The sequence below is a fragment of the Tardiphaga sp. genome (assembly GCF_041424195.1).
In the GTDB taxonomy this organism is placed as follows: Bacteria; Pseudomonadota; Alphaproteobacteria; order Rhizobiales; family Xanthobacteraceae; genus Tardiphaga.
Window position 1 is genome coordinate 52,626 of record NZ_JBGMOE010000050.1, and the last position, 22,682, is coordinate 75,307.

At 62.0% G+C, this 22,682-nt stretch carries 21 protein-coding genes; 4 read left to right on the plus strand and 17 right to left on the minus strand.

The features are described from left to right. Position 1: 1 nt before the first annotated feature. From ACEK02_RS08300 to ACEK02_RS08310, 3 genes are all read right to left on the minus strand, one after another. Positions 2 to 2,605, minus strand: coding sequence for a TonB-dependent siderophore receptor (locus ACEK02_RS08300; RefSeq protein ID WP_209516582.1), 2,604 nt, complete (start codon positions 2,603 to 2,605; stop codon positions 2 to 4). A 96-nt stretch (positions 2,606 to 2,701) separates the two neighbouring features. Next, positions 2,702 to 3,694, minus strand: a complete 993-nt coding sequence (locus ACEK02_RS08305) for a FecR domain-containing protein (RefSeq protein WP_209516579.1) — start codon at positions 3,692 to 3,694, stop codon at positions 2,702 to 2,704. Further along, entirely contained in the window at positions 3,691 to 4,296 is a 606-nt protein-coding gene (locus ACEK02_RS08310) for an RNA polymerase sigma factor (RefSeq protein WP_209516576.1), read from the minus strand. The genes ACEK02_RS08305 and ACEK02_RS08310 overlap by 4 nt, the downstream gene beginning before the upstream one ends. A 444-nt stretch (positions 4,297 to 4,740) precedes the next feature. Here ACEK02_RS08310 and ACEK02_RS08315 point away from each other — a divergent pair, with 444 nt between their 5' ends. Further along, positions 4,741 to 5,013: a hypothetical protein gene (locus ACEK02_RS08315; RefSeq protein WP_209516574.1), complete on the plus strand. Its 273-nt coding sequence runs from the start codon at positions 4,741 to 4,743 to the stop codon at positions 5,011 to 5,013. A 212-nt stretch (positions 5,014 to 5,225) separates the two neighbouring features. Here ACEK02_RS08315 and ACEK02_RS08320 read toward each other — a convergent pair whose 3' ends face one another. Then, entirely contained in the window at positions 5,226 to 6,611 is a 1,386-nt protein-coding gene (locus tag ACEK02_RS08320; protein ID WP_209516572.1) for a M48 family metalloprotease, read from the minus strand. A gap of 21 nt (positions 6,612 to 6,632) precedes the next feature. Continuing rightward, complete coding sequence (locus tag ACEK02_RS08325; protein ID WP_209516569.1) at positions 6,633 to 7,217, minus strand: LemA family protein; 585 nt, start codon at positions 7,215 to 7,217, stop codon at positions 6,633 to 6,635. A gap of 197 nt (positions 7,218 to 7,414) precedes the next feature. Here ACEK02_RS08325 and ACEK02_RS08330 point away from each other — a divergent pair, with 197 nt between their 5' ends. After that, positions 7,415 to 8,431 carry a hypothetical protein gene (locus tag ACEK02_RS08330; RefSeq protein ID WP_371421264.1) on the plus strand — a complete coding sequence of 339 codons (1,017 nt, stop codon included), beginning with the start codon at positions 7,415 to 7,417 and terminating at the stop codon, positions 8,429 to 8,431. A gap of 327 nt (positions 8,432 to 8,758) precedes the next feature. On the opposite strand, the gene ACEK02_RS08335 is transcribed toward ACEK02_RS08330, so the two are convergent. The 11 genes from ACEK02_RS08335 to ACEK02_RS08385 all read right to left on the minus strand — a co-directional run bounded on the left by ACEK02_RS08335 (position 8,759) and on the right by ACEK02_RS08385 (position 19,822). After that, positions 8,759 to 9,628 (minus strand): HEPN domain-containing protein, encoded by an 870-nt coding sequence (locus ACEK02_RS08335; protein WP_371421265.1) that lies wholly within the window; start codon positions 9,626 to 9,628, stop codon positions 8,759 to 8,761. A gap of 118 nt (positions 9,629 to 9,746) precedes the next feature. Beyond that, a complete protein-coding gene (locus ACEK02_RS08340) occupies positions 9,747 to 9,974 on the minus strand; it encodes an EexN family lipoprotein (protein ID WP_371421266.1) in 228 nt (75 codons plus the stop codon). Positions 9,975 to 10,026: 52 nt separating this feature from the next. Next, the gene (locus tag ACEK02_RS08345; protein ID WP_371421267.1) at positions 10,027 to 10,617 is read right to left on the minus strand and encodes a GntR family transcriptional regulator; all 591 of its coding nucleotides are present in this window, start codon (positions 10,615 to 10,617) and stop codon (positions 10,027 to 10,029) included. An 11-nt stretch (positions 10,618 to 10,628) separates the two neighbouring features. Further along, complete coding sequence (locus ACEK02_RS08350) at positions 10,629 to 11,462, minus strand: phytanoyl-CoA dioxygenase family protein (RefSeq protein WP_371421268.1); 834 nt, start codon at positions 11,460 to 11,462, stop codon at positions 10,629 to 10,631. 47 nt (positions 11,463 to 11,509) lie between these two features. Beyond that, the gene (locus ACEK02_RS08355; protein WP_371421269.1) at positions 11,510 to 12,133 is read right to left on the minus strand and encodes an acyl-homoserine-lactone synthase; all 624 of its coding nucleotides are present in this window, start codon (positions 12,131 to 12,133) and stop codon (positions 11,510 to 11,512) included. A gap of 86 nt (positions 12,134 to 12,219) precedes the next feature. After that, positions 12,220 to 12,981 carry a LuxR family transcriptional regulator gene (locus ACEK02_RS08360; protein WP_371421270.1) on the minus strand — a complete coding sequence of 254 codons (762 nt, stop codon included), beginning with the start codon at positions 12,979 to 12,981 and terminating at the stop codon, positions 12,220 to 12,222. 371 nt (positions 12,982 to 13,352) lie between these two features. Beyond that, entirely contained in the window at positions 13,353 to 14,909 is a 1,557-nt protein-coding gene (locus tag ACEK02_RS08365; RefSeq protein ID WP_371421271.1) for a TolC family outer membrane protein, read from the minus strand. A 3-nt stretch (positions 14,910 to 14,912) separates the two neighbouring features. Continuing rightward, positions 14,913 to 15,419 carry a hypothetical protein gene (locus tag ACEK02_RS08370; RefSeq protein ID WP_371421272.1) on the minus strand — a complete coding sequence of 169 codons (507 nt, stop codon included), beginning with the start codon at positions 15,417 to 15,419 and terminating at the stop codon, positions 14,913 to 14,915. Between the two features lie 44 nt (positions 15,420 to 15,463). Further along, complete coding sequence (locus tag ACEK02_RS08375) at positions 15,464 to 16,927, minus strand: HlyD family type I secretion periplasmic adaptor subunit (RefSeq protein WP_371421273.1); 1,464 nt, start codon at positions 16,925 to 16,927, stop codon at positions 15,464 to 15,466. Beyond that, entirely contained in the window at positions 16,924 to 19,107 is a 2,184-nt protein-coding gene (locus ACEK02_RS08380) for a type I secretion system permease/ATPase (protein ID WP_371421274.1), read from the minus strand. The genes ACEK02_RS08375 and ACEK02_RS08380 overlap by 4 nt, the downstream gene beginning before the upstream one ends. A 142-nt stretch (positions 19,108 to 19,249) precedes the next feature. Next, positions 19,250 to 19,822: a toxin-activating lysine-acyltransferase gene (locus tag ACEK02_RS08385; protein ID WP_371421275.1), complete on the minus strand. Its 573-nt coding sequence runs from the start codon at positions 19,820 to 19,822 to the stop codon at positions 19,250 to 19,252. An 824-nt stretch (positions 19,823 to 20,646) separates the two neighbouring features. On the opposite strand from ACEK02_RS08385, the gene ACEK02_RS08390 reads away from it, so the two are divergent. Then, positions 20,647 to 20,961, plus strand: coding sequence for a hypothetical protein (locus tag ACEK02_RS08390; protein ID WP_371421276.1), 315 nt, complete (start codon positions 20,647 to 20,649; stop codon positions 20,959 to 20,961). Then, entirely contained in the window at positions 20,948 to 21,685 is a 738-nt protein-coding gene (locus ACEK02_RS08395; RefSeq protein ID WP_371421277.1) for a hypothetical protein, read from the plus strand. Before ACEK02_RS08390 ends, ACEK02_RS08395 begins: the two co-directional genes overlap by 14 nt. Before the next feature lie 391 nt (positions 21,686 to 22,076). Here ACEK02_RS08395 and ACEK02_RS08400 read toward each other — a convergent pair whose 3' ends face one another. After that, the gene (locus ACEK02_RS08400) at positions 22,077 to 22,409 is read right to left on the minus strand and encodes a hypothetical protein (protein WP_371421278.1); all 333 of its coding nucleotides are present in this window, start codon (positions 22,407 to 22,409) and stop codon (positions 22,077 to 22,079) included. Positions 22,410 to 22,682: the final 273 nt, after the last annotated feature.

A 22,682-nucleotide genomic window follows, 5' to 3' on the forward strand; every position in this document is an offset into this window, starting at 1 on the left:
CTCACCAGCGCTTGGCGACAGTGAGGGACAAAGCCCGGCCGACCGCGGAATAGTTGGTTGAATCATAGGTCGGGTCGATAACCGTCGACTGCCGGATCGCCGCGGGTTTCTCATTCAGGAGGTTCGTCGCGGCGATCGTGAATTCGAGGTTGCGCATGAAGCCTAATCTGCCCGGCGGAGCGAAGCGCAGTGCGAGATCGACGGAGGTGAAGGAGCCAATATGCGTGAAGGGCAGCGCCCGCTGGTCTTCGACCCCGCCGACATAGTTCACGAAGGCGGACAGCGACGTCGAGTCCGTGTCCCAGGTGACACCGCCCCGCGCACGCCAGTGCGGCGGCATGAAGATGACACCAGAGGCCGGCGTGGTCGGCTGGCCAGCGATGAGGCGCCGGTTGCTGTCGAGATAGCTGCCAGCGGCATTGATCAGGATGCGATCGCCATCGCCCAGATCGAACCGATACTGGCCGGAAAGGTCGACGCCCTCGATCGTCTGATAGGCAGTATTCTGCGACCGCGCGTCCACAACCGCATAGACCCTGGACGGGTCGTAGGGTTGGCCCGTGACGTTCTGAAGCCCAAAAGCGCCGACGGCCGGGGCAATCAGTTGATCGAGCAGCGCCGGGCTTGGATTCACCGTGATCAGGCTGCTGTAGATCGGGTTGGTGAAGAGCCCGAGGACCGACGTGATCGGGTTCACAACGCGGTTGCGATAGCGGATGTTGAAGTAATTGGCCTCCAGCTTGAGTGCCGGAATCGAGGGCGGCGCATAGGCGACCGAGATATTCCAGTTGGTGGAGCGCTCGGGCTTCAGGTCCGGATTGCCGCCGGCGAGATAAAGAACCGGACTGGCGGCTATGGCACCGGTCCCGCCCAAAGCCCCGGCGGGCAGCAGGATCGCCTGATATACCTTGTAGCGCTGGTAGAAGGTCGGCGCCTTGAACGATTTGCCCCAGCCGCCCTTGATCGTAATCGAGGGGATCGGCCGATAGATCATTCCCAGCTTGGGCGAGGCGACGTCGGCGAGGCCCTGATAGCGCTCGTAGCGCACGGCAGCGGAGAACTGGAGCAGATCGGCGAACGGCTGGTGGTTGCCTTGGCCGAAGACCGGCAACGAGAGTTCGCCATAGGCAAAGGATACATTCTCGGTGTGATCGATGTTGAGCAGCGTCGTGCTCGTCCCGGCCGCGTTGATGAAGGATTTGGCGCGAAGCGAGAAGCCGCGATATCCTGCGCCGACTGCAATCCCGAGATTGCCGCCCGGCAGGGTCAGGAGCGAGCCGTCGCCCCGAAGCTCGACCGCGCGCAGGCGATTGTCGTAGAAGCCCCCGGTCGTCGAGGACAGGGCGCCAACGGTATAGCCTTGGGACGTCACGCCGGTTTTGCTCCGGCCCGCCGTGCCGGAGAGTTCGACACGCCAGTCGCCGGCGAGGTCGAGTTTCGCCGAAGACGTGATCGACCAGCTCGTCACCCGCTGCTGATAGAGCGACCCGTTGATCCGAACATCCGAGGTCGCTGTGGTGGGCAAGGCCGTGTCGCTGTTGCGCCGGCTATATTGCGCATCGAGATTGAAGCTGAGCCGCGACGACACATCCTGATGGCCGCTCAGCACTCCGCTGATCTGGCGCTGGGCCGGAATGAGGCTGGTCGAGCCGTCGATCGTCTGCGTATAGGAGCGGTCGCGCGCCAGAAGCGCGCTGGAGCGATTATAGTCGCCGGCGACCATGACGCCGCCGCCCTGCCATTTGCCGCCGGTGACGGCGTTATATTCCTGCTGGAAATCGCCGCCATCGGTCGTTCCGGCGATCCGGGCCGACGTCCATAGGCCAGTATAGTCCTTGCGCAGAAGGACGTTGGCGACACCGCCGACCGCGTCAGAACCATAAAGCGCCGACGAGCCATCCGCGACGATCTCGATACGATCGAGCGCGGCGAGCGGTATCGCGGAAATATCGACGCCCTGGACCGCGCCGTCATAAGCGACGCGGTGGCCATTGATCAGCGTCAGGGTCGCATCAGGGCCCAGCCCGCGCAGGTTGAGCGCGGAGGTCGATCCCAGATTCTCGTTGCCGCCCTGCGAGCCGCCGCCGGCGATCCCCGGATTCTGGCCCCCGCCGAAGTTCTGCGGCAAATCGCGGATATAATCGCCGAGATTCGAGAGACCGCTCCTCTCGATGTCTTCGCGCGAGGCGCTGATCACCGGTGTCGTAGGCTGGCTATGGCGAATGTGCGTGCCGGTCACCACGATGTCGGCTTGGACGTTGTCCGGGCTGCTTGTCGTCGCCACGGATGATCGCCCCCGGATGATGACCGCTCCCTTCGCGAAGTGCGCCGAGAGGTTGGTGCGGGCGAGGAGTTGTTCGATGGCCTGGCGCGCGGTCAGCGCCCCTCGCAAACGCGGTGCGGCGATGCCGTTGATGTCGTCCGCGGATGCATAGAGTTCCCAGCCTGCTCTTGCCGCGACGGCCCGCAGCGCATCGCCCAGATCCTGCGCCGGCAGGTCGAATTGATAGACCTCACGATCCTGTGCCCAAGCTGGCGATGGTGCCACGGCGACCACCGCGCATGCCAGCACCATGGACGCCCCGAGATTCCGCTTCCCCACCATCTTGCCCCCAATGTCGTTCAACGGCGGGCCTGGCTGGCTCGCTCATGGGGTGCTGCTGACGAGGAAGAAGGGGCGACCTTAGTCGCCCCGGCAAAATTATTTGCGCCTGAGGTGAATTCCGTCCGGACGGCGCTCAATCTTGAGGTCGAACAATTCGGCAATGCGGGAGACAAACGATGCGGTGTCGGTCAGCTTGAAGCGGCCGGATACGGTCAGGTCGCCGACATCATCGCCATCGATGAGGATCGGGCGACCGGCATAGCGGTTGGCCTCCGCCACCAGGTCTCGCAGCGCGATCGATCGATACTCGACCCAGCCGCTCGGCCAGTCTTTCCGGTCGATGCTGCTATCGGAGACGGTTTCCGGGCCATAGTCCGTGGCGGAATATCGAACCGGCGCGCCGGTCAGAAGTGGTTTCGTCGTGACCGTGAAGACGGCCGGTTGCAGATTGGACCGGATATCGGCGGTTCCCGACAACAGCCGCACCTGGATCACCCGTTGCGGGGAGGAACTGACGTCGAAGACGGCCTGATTGGCGCGGATCGCGCCGGCACCGGCCTCGACGACGAATGGCCTGGGATCGGTCGCCACCGCGAAGCGGGCATTGCCCTTGCGCAGTTTTACCCGGCGCTCGACCTCGGACATTGCCACCTCGACGCGACTGTCCGAATCCAGCGTGACATCGGAACCGTCCGACAGGCGGTATGTATGGATCTCCCCATGACGGGTTGCCAAAGGCGTGCCCGCCATGACTTTCGTGCCGGGTGGTCCAATACCGACCAAATCTGGTCGCAGCGCGACCCCGGCTATTGCGGCTGCCGCGGCAACGGCAGCGGCGAGTGCCCACCTGTTTGGCGCCGCGCGCCGCCAGCGCGGCATGTGGCGAGAATTCCTGACAATCCCGGCGTTGGCGAAATTCCGCTCGACCCGCCGATACGCTTCGGCATGGGCCGGAGACGCGGCAATCCATGCGTCGAACTCATGTTTAAGCGACGCATCATCCTGGCGGCGCAATCGGATGAACCACGAGATCGCCTGTTCCTCGATCGCATCGCGAGCGCCGAAATCACCATATTCATTGTCGTTCATCGGGAGCTGTCCACCGCGCGCGCGATGTGGGCGAGTGCCTTCATCATATGATATTCCACGGTCGCGACACTGATCCCCAGTTGCTCATGGATCTCGCGATAGCTCAATTCGTCGATGCGGTGCATCAGGAACACGCGCCGTGTCTTCTCGGGCAGCGTGTCGACCGCCTTCTCATAAACCCCGTGCAGATCCTCGGCCTCCAATCCCCATTCCTGCTGTGGTGCGGTCGGAATGTCGCGATGCTGATCGATCGGGAACAGCATGACATTGTTCTTCTCGCGCCAGCGCGCGCGGTCGATCAGCAAGTTACGCGCGATCCGACGCAGAAAGCCCGCGGGATTGGCGAGGCTCGCCACCTGTGGGCTTCCGGCCGCTCGTGCGAACACTTCCTGCACCAGGTCCTGCGCCTGATCGTGCCCGGCGCGCCGGCCGAGATAGGCCATCAGGTCGCGCCGTTCGGTCCGATAGGCATCTTCGAGCGTCGGCGCCGGGAGCGGATCTGCCTCGAGCAGAATGACCGGCGAGGGGCTATTGTGACAGCCGGACGAGACCGACAGCGGTGGTCGGCCAAGCGGGAAAGGCGGGTTCGAAGAGGACGACACGCATCAACCTCGCGCGGCATCGCAATCGCACTGGCAAGCCAGCCCGACGCGTTTTCCAGCGCTACGCCGCCGTCAGGCTGCCTGACGGCTTGCCCTTGTCCGGTACGGCCGCCTGTCCCTCATGGACCGGCGCTCATAATGCCTGGCGGATCATTCCGATCGCGCGGCTGCCAGATAATCACCGCGCAGGTCGAATCATGGCCGTAACGGCAAGCGATGACAAGGGGAGGGCGGATCCTGAGGTGCTGATTTGAAGCATTCGACCGCCAGCGGCGCTACTCGACGGTGACGGTCGGCAGTCGACCCACTTCCCGACGATTATGAACCAATGCGCGATGCTCAGAAGCGGACACTCGCAAAAAAGACACCTGATGGGTGTGCCGCCCTCCGTTGCGTTCGATTGGAGGAACAAGATTTTAACTCCGCCATTTTACGCCGCTAGTCATGATGCGCCTTCTCGCCATAGTCGAAGGTCTCTTCCTGTTCGCAGCGGCGGCCACATACGGCTCGGGTTCGCTCGGGATAGGGTTTATTCTTATGCTCGGTGCATATCATTGGACAACTTTTGCACTCATCGGCGTCTTCGCCGCTGCCGCCGTGGCTTGCATTGTGATTGCAGTTCAACTCCTGATTAAACCGCATCAAAACTTGATGATCGCCGGTCTGCTTTTTCTGATGCCAGCTGTTATAATCAGTTCGAAATTGGTGAAAATCTGATAGATTTCAGGTTCCCATCGATCTCAAATTAGCATCTTTCCAACAGGATTTTTCTACGCGGTGAAGTGATCGCTATCGCCTAGGCGGTCCTGTGAGGATCCGGCCCCTTTCCCACCAGATTTCACTATCCATGCGAGCTTTTGTATTTCTCGAAAATCAACATTCGTTCTTGGATCGGCACGAGATCTATCAAGATCGCCGCTGCTCCGACACTATTTCACCGGAGACCCGGCGGCCCCATCCTGGTTATTCTGATCCTTGTTCACGCTGGCGAGCCAGCCAGCGAGGGTATTCTTCTGTCCTTCGAAGTCGCGATAGCTTCTGCTATCCAGGCTTTTCGTGCAGGTTTCTCCCTTTGGGAAATACTGGCAGGCGAACGGCATCCCCAGCACGAGACCGAGTGGTCGAACGTCGAACTTCGCCGCGATCGCGCGAGGATTGTCGAGTTCAGAGGCATGGATGCACATCAAACTGAAAAGCGTAGCCGCCGCCAACAGTACGCCGTTGCGCGTCAGTCCCGTGAAGTTCTCTCGCGCCTGAGCTTGCACGCGGGAGATCGCCCGTGTCGGCGGCAACCGGCGCAGCAACGCCGCGGCCTCCGCTTGTTCCAGCGTTGCAGAACGCGCCACGCGACCGAATCCCCGCGAGGCGGATGGAGCATTGAACACCATCGATCCCGTCGTGCGCGCAAGTGCTGTGACGCGCTGGACGACCGTCGGGTGGGTCGCATTGCTTCCCTCGGTATCACCGGCGATCATCATCGCATCGTCTTCAGTCCGGGCACCCTCGACGTGATAGTCATGCTCGACCTTGACCAATGCCGCCGCGAGCGCGGCCGGATTCTTGGTGAGCTGGACAGCCTCCGCATCGGCGATGAATTCGCGCGATGACGCGATGAGTAATCGCGAGACCTGCCCTACTCGCAGCGCCAGATGGCCGACGAACGTCGCGGCGAGAGCGAGTGGCAGGATCGCCGGCACGGCGATCGCCATGAGCGCATGGACGACGGTGAGCTTGAGCGGGTTGTTTTGATGAAGCCGCGTCAGCGCCGACATGAAGATGTTGGCCGCCGCCATCAGTCGGATATCGCCGTTCTTGATATGGCTGAGCTCGTGCGCGAGGACGGCGGAAAGCTCGTCGTCGTCGAGGCTGTCGATCAGGCCTCGCGTCACCACGACTACGGCTTTCTTGCGCCCGATGCCGCAAGCGAAGGCATTCAGAGCCGGAGACGCGATCACCCCTACATAGGGGATGGGCAATCCCAGCATCATGATCAGCGGCTCGATCAGCCGGCATAAGCGCGGCTCCTCGCTGTCGTCGATAAATTCGAAGCCAATGGCGCGCTTTACGGTCTCGATATGCCAGAACATCTGGCAAGCGAACCAGATGACCGACGCCAGCGCGACCAGGAGCATGTAGCGCGTCGCATAGCCAGTCCAGTCGAGGAATGGCGCATGTTCCGGGTCGACGAGAGCCAAAGGCAGGAACAGCGCGAGTGCCGCGATCGGCTGGATCGCGAGAAGGAAGCCGACGAACAATGTCGTCGACCGACCATCGTTGCTCCGGATCCAGCCATAAAGCCCTGTCGGCTCGCTCACGCGAATTGCCCTGGCATCAGATCAGAAAGCGATCGCGACGGGCTTGTCGACCGTAGTTCGTTCGACGCCCAGGCCAAAGGCTTGGCGGCCGCTCATGCTGCGCCTCTGCGCGACAAAACTGCCGGGGAACTGGCGCATCACGGTATTATATTCCTCGATCGCCAGATTGTAGAACCGCCGAGCCGCCGTAATCCGGTTTTCGCAGTCCACAAGCTGCTGACGGAGCTGCGTGAATTCCGGGAGCGCGCGCAGGTCTGGATACTTCTCGACTGCGGACAAGAGCGTGCTGATCTGCGCGGTGAGATTGCCTTCTGCTTCCAGGCGCACGGCCGGCGCTACCATGCCGAGCGCCTGGGCCCGTGCGGTCGTGATGCCGAGGATGATCTCCTGCTCGTGCTTGGCGACGCCCTTCGTTACCTCCACCAGACCGGGGATCAAATTATGGCGATGCTTCAGATGGACGTCGACGTCCGCCAGAGCGGTGTCACACCGCTGATCCAGAGCGATCAGCGTGTTGCCCGTCCTCGTATACACCCGGAAGATGATATAGGCCGCGAGACCGATCACGACGAATGTGCCGCCTAGCACCCACCAAAGCATATCCATATTTGGTTTCCTCCCTTTGATATGGGAGGACCGATAAGGCGCGTTGCTTTATAAAACTTTGACGGGAAGACGCTTAACGGTTTTACGTCATTTTAAGTCTCGCCGACGAAACCGATCCCAAGTCGATTTGTGCAAGCATCGTGTTCGAACCGGTTTTCCAGCGGATGCGGCACCGCGATCCGACAGGGAGAGTGCCAATGATCCGCAAGCCGACAGAGAAAGACTTCCGCGAGGGAGCTGCCGTCACCGCCCTTCGCGAGACCAGAAAGGTTGCCATCGAGGGCAGCAAGGGGATCGGTCAGGGCGCAAGGAAGGTCCTCCACACCTACCTGATGATCATCTTCGGGTTTGGTCTTCTGATGTCACTGCTCCCCTATCTCGCGGGCAACCGTTGGATGTGGGTCCTGGGACTGATCGCCTTGGTCGCTGTCGGATGGAACCGGCGGGCTCGTGGTCCCGAGAAGCGAGAAAGCCTGCTTCACGACCGCAAACCCCAACCAGCCCAGCCATTGCGGGGTGTGGGCTTGCAATCAGGCACCTATGAATGCTCCATCGAGGCTCTTGGGCGGCATGCAGCGACGCTCGCGATCCCGGCATTGCTCATGTTCGTGTTCGCAAACGCCTTCGGCGGTCTCCACGTCCCCGTGACGGTCATCGGCATCATCCTCTTCGCGCAAGCCGTGCTGCTTGTCGCGCGGATCTTCGGCGACCGGACCGTGGTTCGTTTCGATGCGGAGGCGGTCGTCGTTCAAGGCCTCCTAGGCGAAAGCCGGATGCTCTGGAACGATGCCGACGACATTTACGTCCACACGAGTTCGATGTTCGATCTCAAGGTGCGCTTCGCGGCGGGGACGCGGCAAAACGTCGTGATTGAGGCGACGCGGAACAGCATGGGTGGTCCGACGCGTCTGCTCGTCCCCATCGGACTGCTCGGACTCGACGAGGAAGAACTCACGGCGCTCATCACCAAGCTGGTCAGTTGTCGAGCCGCCGGCGGGGTCACCGTGCCTTCATGGCGGCAACAGGCGGCGCCTGCCCCATCGCCAATTCTGCCCAAGGTCACGCCGGGGGGAGATCCACGCGACGGATTCGATCCGGACGCGATAATCGCCCGTCACCTGGCCGAACGAGAACAGATCGTTGCAGTGACCCGTCCCGACTTGCAGTCCGACCAATCGCCGCGCAAAGGGTTCGGACGCAAGGTCTCACGATAGGGGAACTTGCTACCGGGAATCACGTCCCGTGAAATTTTTGGAATCGCGCTAACGCCCATCGGATGCCGAGCGTTTCAGGACGAGGCGCAGTACGGCCCAGACCCCCGCGCGCCTTGCGGATCTGGCAGCTATTGTCATCGATCTCCCGAAACCTGCCCGACCGCACCCCACCAGCTATCGCCATTTGCTCCGTTGGTTGTCCCCCAGTACGTGGAGGGTCAGGATCGTTAAATCGTCGCGAGGATGAGTCGTCACCTTGTTGAAAACCACCTCAATTTGAAGGCGCATTCAAACGGGATCGGGCTGTTTCCGCATCCCAGCCGAAGCCTACGGTCCCTTCTCCGCGACCGCCTGCTCGAGCGCGGCAAGGCGCTCGGTGCAGATCGCAAGGACGATCCCGCCCAGCATTTCCACGCGGCTGGTGAGCCACTCGAGTTGCTCGGTCGTGATTTGATAGTGCCGGAAATAGCGGGCTTTCACATAGGCTTCCTGCAACTTTCCGAACAGCAGCTCGTCCGCCTTTGTTTCCCTCGGCCACGCCTCTACGAGACGCCGATCAAGGGTCTCGGCCCGGCCGCGTAGCGCCTCAATGTTGTGAACGTGCGGCGTATAGAAGGTCACCGTCAGCAAGACGCAGTGATACAGGCGTTCGGCAGTCTGGTGCAGGTCGAAGGCGGCGTCTCGCAGATATTCTTTATCGAGATAAAATTTTGCGCCTTCGAAGCGCTTCATTGCCGAAGGAAACCACACGTCGAAATACTCCCGTGCCATGTCGAACGCCTGCTGGGGCGTCTTGGGCTTGGGGGTATGCAGTTCGCTATCGTCAATCTGATAAAGCGCGATCCCGTCCTGCCGCACGTCCATGAAGAAATAGCGGCCATGCGCGAGGCCGTCATTCACCTCCTGGAGTGTGTGAACGATGAAATTGACCGGCGTGCGCAGGCTGTGTGTGATCGTCAGCTCGCGGATCAGCCGGTCCTGCAGCTTCAGCCAGTAATCGACGCGGGACGTGAGCCTCTTGTCGTTTACGATGATCAGGATGTCGAAATCGGATTGATAGCCTTGGCGGCTCGTCGGCTCGTCGCGGAACTCGCCCCGCGCATAGCTCCCGTACAGGATGATCTTCTCAATCCGCCCACGCTTCTTCCACTGGTGCTTGGCCAGCGCCAGCGCGTCCTCGAACTCCTCGAAGATCATCCGAACGACGCGTTCGAGCTCGCGCTGTTTGTCAGCCGACAGATGGTCAAGGTCAGTTCGCATCGGGAACAGCCTAGCAACCCTTGTCGGTCGATGCATCCGCCAATGAGGACCCGCATCACTTTCCAACGAAGCGCTTGAACCGTTCTTTCGCGTCCGCTTCCTGGACGGCAATGCTCGCATTGCCGCACTCGTCACCACCTGCCGAGCCACTTCTGCACGCGGCGTCCACCCGCCGCGCCTCATCGATATGAGCCTCGAAAAATTGCGTGCTGCGCGAAGCCGGCTTGGCGCATCCAGCAAGACCTGCGGCGCAGATAAGCCCGATCCACAGAACGGATTTCATTTCTTCTCTCCCAAATGCGGGTCCACCGCAGCCGATGCCGGTCGACCCGGCGTCAAATGATCTGGCCGCCACGTGACGCCGCGATAAGCTGATCGACTGCCGATCGGCGGCGATCATGATGATAATCGATGGCCGCGCGCAAGCCGGGACTATCCGCCTCATCCATCATTCGCTCGATTGCACCGACATCCTTGTCCGCCTCGGCAAGCACCGCCGCCTCGTGGTGGCGAAAACGCCCCAGCCTCGCGGCGGCATTCTCGATCGCCCAGTCAAGCTCCTCGTCCCTCGCCCGGGCAACCAGCGAGGCGAACAGGTGGGCACTGCGCTCCGGCAGATCACCGCCTGTGAGCTGAAATTCGTCCGGACGCCCGGCCCGTTCACGGCCGAGCGCCATCGTCACGATCGCATGGTGCCAGTCGAGCAATCCGCGCAGGCCGGCTTCGTCCAGCCTCGGCACATGGAAGCCATCACCCGGCTGGGAGACGATCAGCCGTTCCCCGGTCAGGCGGTTAAGGCTGTCGCGAACGGGTGTGATGCTCACGCCCAGATCAGCCGCCAGGCGCGCGGCTTCGAGCCGCTGCCCGGCGGGCCATGCCCCCATCAGGAGACGGCGGCGCAGCGTGTCATAGGTGGGCTCCAGCACATGGGCGGGGCTCATCCGGATTGCTCCGCGACGACATCGGCGTAGTCCGCCAGCATTGCTTCCTGATCCGGGCGCAACGCATCGACGGCACCGATATGCTGGGGGACGTCGTCCCGGAGCAGCAGCGACGGGCACTGGCCTTCATAATTGCCGAGATTGGGGCGATGCTGTCGATACCCCGCCAGCCCCGCGATCTCCGGCGGGAACGATCGTGCGATGTCGGGCGGATAGGCCAGCCATTGATTCTCATAGGGTTTGAGCCATCCGAGACAATAGCCGACGACGATGCCACGTCGTGCGAGCGGCGTTTCATTGGCGCCGGCACCATGCGCTGTGGACCCGAGGAAGCAGATGGCCGACCCCGGCCCGCATTCGGCCGCGACCGGCGCCCCCAGATCGTCCTTCGCCATCCCGTCTCGACCATGGCTGCCGGGGTAGATCTGCGTCGCGCCATTCTCGCGCGAGAATGGTGTGAGCGGCCAGATGACATTGATCAGATACTCGTGGTCGCCCTTTGCGCCCTGCCACATATCATGATCGCGATGAGGAAATTGCCGGACCTCGCCGGGATGGATCTCGATTGCCTGGGCGACATTGAGCTGAAGGCAGTCGCACGCGTCTCCGAGCAATTGCTCGGCCAGCGCGATGATCGTCGGGTTCGCGATCAAGGCCGCCGCATGGGGCGACCGGCGCAGCAGGCTCGCAAAGCGCTTCGTTCGCGCGCCGTAAAAGCGGCCCTGGCAGAAGGGCGTTGCGGCGAAATCCGGCTCCAGATCCCGTTCAAGTTCCCGGATCGTATCGCCGGGTACCAGATCCGGGATGATGCAATATCCTTCCTCCCTCAATGCTTCAGCCCACGACCGCGTCGCGCTAGCGCCAGTCTCTCGGCCGGTCATTGCATCGCGCCTTCGGTGGCGAAGAGCGTGAGGGTCGCCGGCTCATAGATGCCGGTTTGGCGAAGCCGATCCGGCGTATCGTCACCGATCACGATGTGCAGGGCAATCAGCCACTGGCCGCCATGCAATAGAGGCTTTCCGAGTGGTTCGCAGTCCCATCCGAACTGTTGGATCTGCTCGAACCAGCCAATATCGGCGACGCCGGTATAGTCCGTGATGTCATTGCGGAGCGCGTGGTCGGTGAGTGCGGAGACCAGCTGATTGCGAGCGATGCGTCGCTCCCCGGCACGCTGATGCCGGTCGAGGCAGAAACGCGTGATCTCTCGAATGGTTGGGCCACTCGGCACCGCATTGGCGCAGAGATAGGGATAGATGCCGCCCAGGAGGTGCTCGCGATCGGTGTGCAATAGCCGGGCCGATGCGCGATGCGCCCCATCGGGCGACGTCAGGATAAGATAATCGGCCCAAGGGTCGTCGAACTGATCAACTTCGAACTCGCCGGCCAGTACCGGCAGGTCCCAGCCTAGCAGATCGACGAACACCTCCTTCCGGGCCTTGAACATGGCGCGGATCGCCGTCGCCTCGCTCAGCGCATCATGCTCGCGGGTCGCTAAGAGCATCTGATTTCTCCCGTTGGAAACGACGGGAGAAAATCACGAACACGCGAGCTGTACCCCTACCAAGAAATGGGGAGGGGGTGACGCCTTCAGCCGCCGCCCTGAGTGTACCACCATCGGAAAATGTCGGAGAAACTGATCAACCCGTCAAAAAGCGCGCACACGACCAGCGAAGCGCGCTTACGCGTATTATAGCGCTCGCGCGCCTCCTTGAGGTGCTGGATCACCGTGCCGTGGCTGATGCCCAGGATCCGCGATATCTCCCAATCGGTCTTGCCGCGTGCGGCCCACAGGATGCAATCACGCTGGCGGTCGGTTGGTCGTCGCCAGCGTGGGACGAAACCGTGACGAGCGAGGCGCCAGGTTGCCGCCAGAGCCGCCGCACCCACCAATTCCGCGACATCCAGCATGGCAACGGGCAGCCGGCCATCGGGACCGAGCGCGAACGTGCAGGTGCCGGAGGCCTGACCCGGCAAATGTCTGGGGATCGTGTAGCCGTCGACCAGGCCATGATGTTGGCCGGTCCTGAATGTCCTGACTTCGCTGCTCGTCAGGGGGATGATGTCGGACACGTTCGACCAGGGGAAGCCATGCATCCGCTGATCGCCGGCACGGCGGATCGGATCCGTTTTACCAAGGTCGAATGCGACATAGGTTTCGGCCCAGGCGGATGGATAGTCGTGGAAAAGGAGGCTCGTACCCTCCTCGGGCCCGTGGGCGAAGTCCAGGTTCAAGGCGAAATGGTCGAAGCCAAGCTCGCGCGCGCCCCGCGCCAGCATCTCTCGAATATCGTCTACCGCCCGTGAATCGGCCAGCGCGCGGATGATAGGTTCAGCTACAGCAAGACGCATACTCCATCGTTCGGCGGCGAGGGCCGTCCCAATCCGCTGGTCTCGCCAGCCGCCTTCCGTATCGAGGGCTACCGGCGGCGATTCTCACGGCGCTCCGGTAGCCAGCTTGTCGCCGGCTCGATACTGCATCTGAACGCCGCAGCCTGCCGACGGTCGACACAGTGTCGACGCTTATGGGGAAGCATGCCTCCCTGATTTGCTTTTTCCGTTCAACGCTCTCTGAGGGTGCAGCACTTTCCCCGGAACGGTTCTTTCGCATCTCAAGCGTGCGCCCGGGGCGGCGGGGCGGCGGGGCGAGCCTGGCTGAAGCCGGTTGAGCAAATGAGGTGGGCTTGAGCATCATGATATGTGTCATGGGGTCCATGGCTGGTTCAGGGCTTGCCGGTCGCAGGATCAGCCGACGCCCGCGGCAAAGACCGCGAAAGCCTGGGCGTGTCCCTCGCTCCACTTGAGATCGGCGCGATGCGTGGCGTTCGACCGGTGGTCGGCGGCTGTTTGCGCAAACGTACCTTGGCCGATGGCTTTCCGGCTCTGTCCAGGCCCGCGAGTAGCGCCTCCCAGGGCACGCTGTTTCGGTTCTCCACGCGCCGCAGATTCTTCGCCGGATCGTGCAGCTGCACACCGCTCATGATGGCGCGGATCTCGAGCATCCCGGCCTCGCGCAAAACGGTGGCCTGGGCGATGTAGCGGTCACGGTCGGACGCCAGCAGCGACACCTGCGCGTCGCGAAGTTGCTGTTGTGCATAGAGGACGTCGAAGGTCGAACGGTCGCCGATCCGATATTCGTTCACCATTCCGTCGAGCTGGGTTTCCGCGAAGCGGAGCTGTTCCTCCTGGAGACTGGAGACGCGGTCGGCCGTCACCATCTGATTCCAGGCGTTTGCGACGGCGCGGTCCACCTCGCGGCGAGTTGCTTCGATCCTGACGCGTGCCGAGCCGTTGCGGGCCTGGGCTTCGCGGACACGCGAGGCAACGAGTCCCCCCGCGCTCAGCGGTATCGAAAGGACGAGGCTGCCCGTATAGCTTTGGTCCTGGTCACGCAGCCTATAGGGCACCGCGTCCCCATTTAGGGCGGCACTGCCGCGCAGGGTGACGGTCGGGCTCCCTTGTGCCCTGGCCGCAGCGATATCGGCGCGTGATTGCTCCTCGGTGAAGACCGCCCGGCCAAGCTCCGGGTTCTGGCGTTCGGCCAGCGCAAAGGCATCTTCGACACGGCGCGGCAGATTGGGCAGGGCAGGCACCTCGGCCAATTCGCCCGGTTCACGGCCGACCAAGACTGCATAGTCCGTTCGTGCAGCCTCCAGTGCCTGCTCGGCCGTGACAATCTGCTGTTTGGCAATCGCCAGCTGCGCCCGGGCTTGCGACACGTCGGTCAAGGTGAGATCGCCGACATCGTAGCGATCCTGGATCTCCTGGGTGATCTTCGTCAGCTCATCCGTGCTCGCACGCCAGATACGCAACGATTGTTCGTACCGGCGGACATCCACATAGGCGGTGATCACGGCGAGCACGAGGTCGCCTTCCGCGCCGCGCAATTGTTCGCGGCTCGATCTGATCGCGGCAATCGCGGAGTCGCGGGCGGCTGTTGCTCGCCCGCCGGTATAGAGCGGCTGCGATACCGTGAACTCGGCCCGGTTCGTATCCCGGTTCGACGATTCCGGACTAAACGGATTCGAACGCCGTGATGCGCGACCTTCTATCGAGCGCTCAGAGGTGCCGGTGACGTCGATCTCTGCGCTTGGCCGCAGTTGCGACTTCGCCTGGGGCAAGCCTTCGTCGGCAGCATCCAGGTCGTATCGGCTGCCCTCGATCGTCGGATTCGTGCGATAGGCTTCGGCGATCGCCTCGGCGAGCGTTTGACTATGAGCTGGCGCCGCGACCGCGAGCGCAATGGCCGAAGCGAGGAATGCCGTAGATCCGATCCGCATCGGTTATAACCGGAAGATATCGTTGGAGCTGCATCCAAGACGGGTTGCTGCCTCGCGCATGGCGGCAAATCCTCTCAGATGGAAATGCCGGGTGCGCGCCCTGTCGCCGGGACGGATAGCCACGAGGCTTGCGCGTTGAACCTCGTCGACCGGGATCCATATCCAGCCGCCCGTCACGTCATCGAGGTCAGGGCTGTCGATCTTCACGCCTGCGGCGATCAGTGCGGCGCTGCGATCCTGCCAACGAACCGGCGCCCCGCCGTCTACACGATACCATGCGGCCAGCGTGTCGTGACGATGACCGACGAAGAAGCCAACAGCGCCGGGCTGGTAGCGCATATGATGATTGGTCGAGGAGAGCCGGCAAGCGATCTGGCCCGTGAAACGGTCATCCCTAATTACAAGCCGCCACCCATCCTGGCTGAACGCACGCTTGGCGAACGCCGGCGACGGCGCAAGCGTTGCCGCCGCAACCAGGATGAAGCCGAACGGGATCCCTGCAATCTTCACCTCGTGCCTTTCCTCCGATGTTCCTGACGCTTGCCGATCCGTCGTCAGCGTTCCCGCCCTGCCTCATCCAGTGCCTGGGTCACTGGCGAGAGCAGATATTTGATGATCCGGCGTTCGCCTGTCTTGATCTCGGCCTGGACGGCGAGGCCCGGTCCGATCGGTTGATCGCGGCCAGCGATGCGCAGCGTCTTCTGGTCGAGCCGGATCCGTGCCGCATAGACCAGCGACGGCTGCGGGGCTCGTTGCGGCGGCTGGCCTGGCGCGGGTTGCTGCGAGTTTTGCTCGATCGCATCCCTGCTCACGCTCTCGACCCGACCCTGGATCAAGCCGAAGTCGGTGAAAGGGAACGCCTCAAGCTTGATCCGGACCGGCTCGCCCTCATGGACAAAGCCGATATCCTTGTTCGCGATCATCACGTCGACCGCGACTTCGCTGTCGTCGGGTACGATCACCATCAGCGGTTGGGCCGGCTGCACGACGCCGCCGACTGTTGCGATCGCAAGCTGCTGCACGGTGCCGTCGACGGGCGCACGCAACTGCTGAAAGATTCGGCGCTGTCCTGCCTTACGGAGATCCTGTGCGGCCAGCGCGGATTTGTCGCTCGCGTCGCTGAGTGCGGTGACCGCGTCCTTGCCGAAGGTTTCGCGCAGCTTCTGTATCTGCGCATCGATATTGGCGATCGCCGCGCGCGCTTTGGCGGCATTGGCCTGCTGGACGTCGATATCCTTGACGTGTTCGATGCGCGACTGCTGATATTCCGCGAGCTTCAGCCTGGAATAATAGCCCTTGGCGAGAAGTTGCTCCCGGGCATGGATCTGCTCGTCGATGAGCGGCAAGGTTTCCTGGAGCTTCGAAACCTCGGCGAGCGCGCCGGCCAGGTTTGCGGCTTCCTCGGCGCGGTTCTGCACGAGGCCTGCGCGCTCCGCTTCATATTGAGCGATCGCGGTTCGCACGAAACGGTCCTGGGTTCGCACCACGTCCGCCGGCGTGCCGGGCGGGGCCCGGAACGTGTCGGACCCGTCGGTGAGATGGGCCAGCAGCGCATCGTTGCGCGCAGCGATGATGTCGGCCGACAGCCTGGCGCGACTTGCCTGCGCCTCATCGGCGCGAACCAGCGTCGGGTCGAGCTCGACCAGCAACTGGCCCTTGCGGACGTGCTGCCCATTGCGGACATAGATCGCACGGACCGAGCCGATCTCGAGTGGCTGGATGACCTTGACGTTGCTCGCCGGCACGACCTTGCCGCTTGCCACCGCGACGACATCGACCTTGCCGATACAGGCCCACACGATCGCGATCGTGAACAGGCTGCACAGCATCCAGAGCAGCACGCGCATGCCCGGGCTTGCGGGCTTCTCGATGATCTCGAGCGCGGCCGGCAGGAATTCATGATCGGATCGCGGCCTGACCTGCTTGTCCGCCTCGTTCTGCCGGGACCAGGATTCCCTCAGGATCGACCAATGGCGTGCGAGCGTCGGGAAGCGCCGGCCGATGGCCTCGCCGATCATGCGGCGATTCCCATCTGCTTGGCGTACAGCTGGGCATAGCGACCGCCTGTCCGGAGCAGTTCGTCATGATTGCCCTGTTCGGTGATCTCGCCGGCCTCGACGGTCACGATGCGGTTGCACTGGCGAACCGCGGACAAGCGGTGGGCGATGATGATCACCGTGCGGCCGGTGGCGATCTTGCGCAGATTCTCCTGGATGATCTCCTCGCTCTCGGCATCGAGCGCGGAGGTCGCTTCGTCGAGGATCAGGATGCGCGGATCGCCGACCAGCGCGCGGGCGATTGCCATGCGTTGGCGCTGACCGCCCGACAGGTTGTTGCCGCGCTCGTCGATGATCGTGTCATAGCCATGAGGAAGGGCGAGAATGAAATCATGCGCACCCGCGAGCGTGGCGGCGGCCATGACCCGTTCCATCGGCAGCGTGGGGTCGCTGAGCGCGATATTCTCCCGCACCGATCGGTTGAAGAGTATGTTCTCCTGGAGCACCACGCCGATCTGGCGCCGGAGCCAGGCCGGATCGACAAGCGAGAGGTCGACGCCGTCGACCAGCACTCGTCCTTGTTCGGGGATGTAGAGGCGCTGGACCAGCTTGGTGAGGGTCGATTTGCCGGAGCCGGACGGCCCGACGATCCCCAGCATCTCGCCGGCGGCGATGTCGAGGCTGATCCCGCGCAGCGCCTCGGGCGCGTCGGGACGATAGCGGAAGCGGACCTTGTCGAACTGGACGCGGCCCTTGATCGGTGGAAGCGCCGCGCGGTTCGGGTTGTGTTCGGGTTCGGTCGGCGTGTTGAGCACGTCGCCCAGCCGATCGACCGAGATCCGGACCTGCTGGAAATCCTGCCACAGCTGGGAAAGGCGAAGGATCGGGGCGGAGACGCGGCCCGACAGCATGTTGAAGGCAACCAGCGAACCGACGCTCAAATCTCCGGCGATCACCGCCTTTGCCCCGAAATATAGGATCGCGACCGTGGTCAGCTTCGAGACCATCTGAATAAGGTGGTTGCCCCATGTCGCGAGCGTCGCGACCTGGAAGCCGGTACCGGTATAGCCCGCGAACTGGCGTTCCCATTTGTCGCGCATCTGTGGCTCGACCGCCATCGCCTTCAGGGTACCGATGCCGGTAACCGTCTCGACCAGGAACGCCTGGTTCTCCGCGCCGCGCTTGAACTTTTCGTCGAGCCGCCGGCGCAGGATGGGGGTGATCACGACCGAGATGACGACATAGACCGGAATGGATAGCACCACGATCAGCGTCAGCAGCGGGCTATAGAGGAGCATCACGGCGAAGAACACGATCGTGAAGAACAGGTCGAGCACCACCGTGACCGAGTTCGAGGTCAGGAATTCGCGGATGCGGTCAAGCTCGCGCACGCGTGCGACGCTGTCGCCCACGCGACGTGCCTCGAAATAACTGAGCGGCAGGTTGAGCAGATGACGGAACATCTGCGCGGAGAGTTCAGCGTCGACCCGGTTGGTTGTGTGGGCGAACAGCCAGTTGCGCAGGCCCGAGAGCATCGTCTCCCAGGTCAGCACGACGGCGAGACCGATTGCCAGCACGTCGAGCGTCGTCATTGACTGGTGGACCAGCACCTTGTCGATGACCAGCTGGAAGAAGATCGGGCTGACGAGCCCCATGACCTGAAGAAAGAACGAGGCCACCAAAACGTCGCGCAAGGGGCGGCGATACCTGACGAGCGCCGGGATGAACCAGCTGATGTCGAAGGCGCGAGAGACGCCGGCGATCTTCTCGCGCGAGGTGAGCAGCAGGACTTCCCCGCTCAGCCGGTCGCGGGCCTCAGCCTGGCTCCAGATGTCCGGCCGCTCGGCGCCTGGCCGTTGGACAAGGAACCGTGGTTCATCGCCTTCGGTATCTGCCTTGAGCAGGATGATCGAGCTGCCGTCCGCGCAGGCGGCGATCGCCGGCAAGGGGAGCTTGACCAGGTCGCCTGTCGTTGCGAGCCGGGTCTTGGCTACGAGGCCGAGTTTCCTGGCCGTGCGTGTGAGGTCGGCATAGGTATAGGGCGCATCACCCTTGCCACGGTCGTGTGCGATCTGCTGCGGCTCGGCGGAGACACCGAGGAACTTCGCCAGCAGGATGAAGCAGACGAGCGCGGTATCGAACGACGGCTGAACCGGGACGGGATCGCCCTTATCCTGTTCAGCTTCAATGGTGATCGTCATGGAGCGCCAGCACGGAAAGCGATGAGGAGAACCGGGAGCGCCGGCATTCGGATCGAACGGCCGGCGCCCGGGGAGGGGGTAGGGCGCCGGCCGGCCGGGCGGCGCGCTAGCCTGCGCGAGACAAGGCTAGCGCGCCGTCGGCTTAGTTGACCGTCTCTTCCTCGCGCCTTGCTTCCGCGACCTTTTTGGGCGCCATGCGGGCGAGCGTCTCGGAGTCGACCAGTCTGGTGATGATCGGATGGAGCCTCAAATCGCCATCCTTCACGACCTGCCGGAAATTGGCGATCACACTTGTCGTTGCCTTGGGGTTGGGTGCGATCACATCAAGGAGCCAGTTGATGCTCCCCGAATTCCATTCCTCAGCCTTCAGGCGGATCGGGAAGACGCCGGCCTTGATCTGGTCGCGGATCGTCGCATCGACCGACTCCGATACGCTGGCCCAGATCGCGACGCCGGCGACATCGGCAAGCACATTTTGCGCCGCATCGGATGGATAAGCGATCGCGATGCGATCGGCGATCAGCGGCTCGAGCACCAGATGCTGGAGATCGTCGAGCGACTGCCGCCGGTAGCGCGGCAGCATCATCATCGCCATCACGACCTTGCCGAAACTCTCGCGGACATGGGAGCGCATCGTCGCGATCTTCTTCGCAACCTCGGGATCGAGCTGGGGATTGGCGGGCGACTCGACGCCATTGGCGCCGCCGTTGAGCATCGGCGATTCCTCCGATTTGGATGAAGTTACTTTCGCACTCGTTTCTTTCGACACCACACTACCCCCTAAATCATAACAATAACAGCAGACAAATCTGAAATTGCCATCAGACCGCCCGTGGGACCGCAGGATAAATAGCAATTTAACTTAAGTGTCACAGCTCGCCGAGCACTCTGTGCGTCATTCGATTCTCCCTAGAGTGTTGCTGGTTTCAAAGGGAAATCAAGCGCAATCTCAATATAAAGCCAAATTGGCATCAATATACTGGCTTGCGGCAGTCGGCGCTCGTGATAGCGTGTGCGATTGAGGGGGCTCGGAATGACGGCACTAAGAGATCGCTGCGGCACGCTTTTCACGCAACAACGTTTGCAACACCGAGGGTCGGCTCGTAGCCATGCGTCATCTAATCGTGGACTCATCCCTTTGCGGCGCAAAGTCTCCCGTGGGTTCACGGCTTGATGTCACGGCGCAGACTGTTAGGCGCGGCGACCCGAGGAAGTACTGCGCTGCTGGTGAGCGGCGGCGTCGCTGCCGTGCTCGGCGGATGTTCACTTTTACCCGCCTCGTATCGTTTCCGTATGAGGGTCGACGCAAATGCGTCCACGGGCTCTGTGTCAGGATCCACTGTATGTGAGGTCACTGCATTCAAGGTCGCGCGTGTCCTTTCAGAAGAGCGGGCAGGCGGCGGAGGCCTGCGCGGCGAGGCATTGGTGCTGGATTTGCCAGGGCGCCGAGTGTTCGTCCTGTTAACTATTAGTGGCGAAGGCTTCGACCTAGAACCCGCTGTAACCAGAGCACTGTCTGGCGGGAAGCGGCCGGCCAACGTGGACGAATATGTCGCGGCAGTGCGCTCGTTAGGCAGTTGGTTTGGCAGCGCCAAAGCTGACCTACCGCGTGTCGATTGGCCACTTATGGTCGCTTTTCGAGATGCCCGCGACGCGAGAAGCATGGAGCGAGTCAATCCTGCAGAGATTGGCGTACGGCGGATTTCGCTCGAAACGACCAACGATGCGATCACGACCGGCATCGACGAAAAACTGCCGTGGCTCCAGGCGGCTGAGAAGTTTCGGTACAACGGAACACCCGCCGGAGAGCTTTATCCGCTTCCGGCGTGGGACTTCAGGAGTGGCACGAAATGAGCAACGACAATCAGAACGCGGAAGCGGCGATGACATGATGGCGCGTCGGGAAGCGTTTTGGGCCTTGGTCGGTGGGTTGACGATGCTCACCGGCTGCGGCCCGCTGTCCCCGCCGCAGTATCGCTTTCGCATGACGGTAGAGGTCGCGACGCCGCAGGGGATGAAAACGGGTTCATCAGTATATCAGGTTTGGGCTTACACCAATACCGCCAAGGTGCTGCCCGAGGAACATGCGCGCGACTGGGGCGTCAAGGGCGAGGCGGTGGTGATCGATTTGCCGACGGGCCCTGTGTTCGCGCTGATGAAGACCGGGGATCCGCTCCGGAGTGATCTGGCGCAGATGTCCATGGCGGCGCTCGATCCGCAGTTCAAGAATGACATCGTTGAAAGCGCGGGCCGGATTGCAGGGCGCTGGACTAAGGCGCGGGCCGACGTGCGCCGTGAGGATTGGCCGGTAATGGTACGTTTTCGGGACATTAACGATCCAAGGAGCGTCGAAAGAATCGATCCTGTGGCAATTGGGGTGAAACGCGTTGTGGTCGAGACCACGAGCGACCCGGTGACCATCGGGATCGAGAAGCGGCTTGATTGGCTCAAGGGTATTGATGGCTCGCTTACGCGCCGATTGTCGGCGCCAGATCCAACTAATCCTCCTTTTAGTGCTCAAATAAACACTCAATTTTTTTCTACGGAGATCAGTCATGCCCAACGATCCAAAGACTGACTTGATCTATGCCATTATGGCGATGGACGCCTATAATCGCGGCTATGGGGCAGGCATCAAAGGTCTTGGGGAAATTGGGTCGCTCGGAAACTGGGATATCTTAACGACTTCAACGGATGAGTTCGGCCAAAGGGCGCTCAACGCCGGTTTCTATGCGGTCGCTTACCGGAACGCGGTCACGGGTGAGACAATAATCTCGTATCGTGGGACAGATGCGAACATCGTTAATCCGCTTGGCGATGAAGGTAGTGATATCCTTAACGGCTACGGACTTGCGGTCGGCGACATCAATGCGCCGCAGGCGATACTGGCCGCACAATTTTACGATTCGGTCGTACAGGCTGCGGGAGGCGGAACAGTCACGACGACTGGGCACTCGCTTGGTGGTGGGTTAGCCGGTTACGTAGCTGCTGTCGCCGGCGGTCGCTCCGTGCTCTTCGATAATATGCCGTTCGGTATTGCCGCAATGCTGAAGGCTCAGCAATTGGGTATTACCGCACAGATCGGCAAGGCTAGCAGCTATTCTGTAGAGGGCGAATTTCTCTCCGATGCGCGGTCGGGGGATCTTCAAAAAGCGATTGGAAGCGATCTCAGTCTTTTGCCATTCAATGATGCTTGGCAACAACTCGGTAACGATATCGGCGACCTGACACGACAGTTTGAGCAGCCAATTAGCAAATATCCGGCATTTGACCCGGGGGACGATGCGCTTGGCATGTTTCAACGTCACTCCATGGATCTTCTCGTCGCACTGCTGTGGGCAAAAGCCGAGAACGAAACCGATTGGCAAGGTGCCTCGGAGGGGCTGTGGACCGCATTCTTTGATGCGCACATCTCCAACACACTTTCGAGTGCACAGGATATTAGCGGTCGTAGCGATGCGAACGCAGTTCTGCGCGATGCTATTGCGTATTCGGCGATTGGCCCATCATCGCAGTCAGATGCCAAACCCTTCGGCGACACCGCAATTTGGTCGATGTTCAACGACGCTGGCGAG

Bases quoted from the DNA above. Each gene is read 5' to 3' on its own strand.
- ACEK02_RS08365 (WP_371421271.1), bottom strand. From the start codon at position 14,909: ATGCGGATCGGATCTACGGCATTCCTCGCTTCGGCCATTGCGCTCGCG.
- ACEK02_RS08330 (WP_371421264.1), top strand. From the start codon at position 7,415: ATGATCCGCAAGCCGACAGAGAAAGACTTCCGCGAGGGAGCTGCCGTC.
- ACEK02_RS08335 (WP_371421265.1), bottom strand. From the start codon at position 9,628: ATGATCTTCGAGGAGTTCGAGGACGCGCTGGCGCTGGCCAAGCACCAG.
- ACEK02_RS08300 (WP_209516582.1), bottom strand. From the start codon at position 2,605: ATGGTGGGGAAGCGGAATCTCGGGGCGTCCATGGTGCTGGCATGCGCG.
- ACEK02_RS08305 (WP_209516579.1), bottom strand. From the start codon at position 3,694: ATGAACGACAATGAATATGGTGATTTCGGCGCTCGCGATGCGATCGAG.
- ACEK02_RS08380 (WP_371421274.1), bottom strand. From the start codon at position 19,107: ATGACGATCACCATTGAAGCTGAACAGGATAAGGGCGATCCCGTCCCG.
- ACEK02_RS08340 (WP_371421266.1), bottom strand. From the start codon at position 9,974: ATGAAATCCGTTCTGTGGATCGGGCTTATCTGCGCCGCAGGTCTTGCT.
- ACEK02_RS08315 (WP_209516574.1), top strand. From the start codon at position 4,741: ATGATGCGCCTTCTCGCCATAGTCGAAGGTCTCTTCCTGTTCGCAGCG.
- ACEK02_RS08375 (WP_371421273.1), bottom strand. From the start codon at position 16,927: ATGATCGGCGAGGCCATCGGCCGGCGCTTCCCGACGCTCGCACGCCAT.
- ACEK02_RS08325 (WP_209516569.1), bottom strand. From the start codon at position 7,217: ATGGATATGCTTTGGTGGGTGCTAGGCGGCACATTCGTCGTGATCGGT.
- ACEK02_RS08360 (WP_371421270.1), bottom strand. From the start codon at position 12,981: ATGCGTCTTGCTGTAGCTGAACCTATCATCCGCGCGCTGGCCGATTCA.
- ACEK02_RS08355 (WP_371421269.1), bottom strand. From the start codon at position 12,133: ATGCTCTTAGCGACCCGCGAGCATGATGCGCTGAGCGAGGCGACGGCG.
- ACEK02_RS08385 (WP_371421275.1), bottom strand. From the start codon at position 19,822: ATGCTCAACGGCGGCGCCAATGGCGTCGAGTCGCCCGCCAATCCCCAG.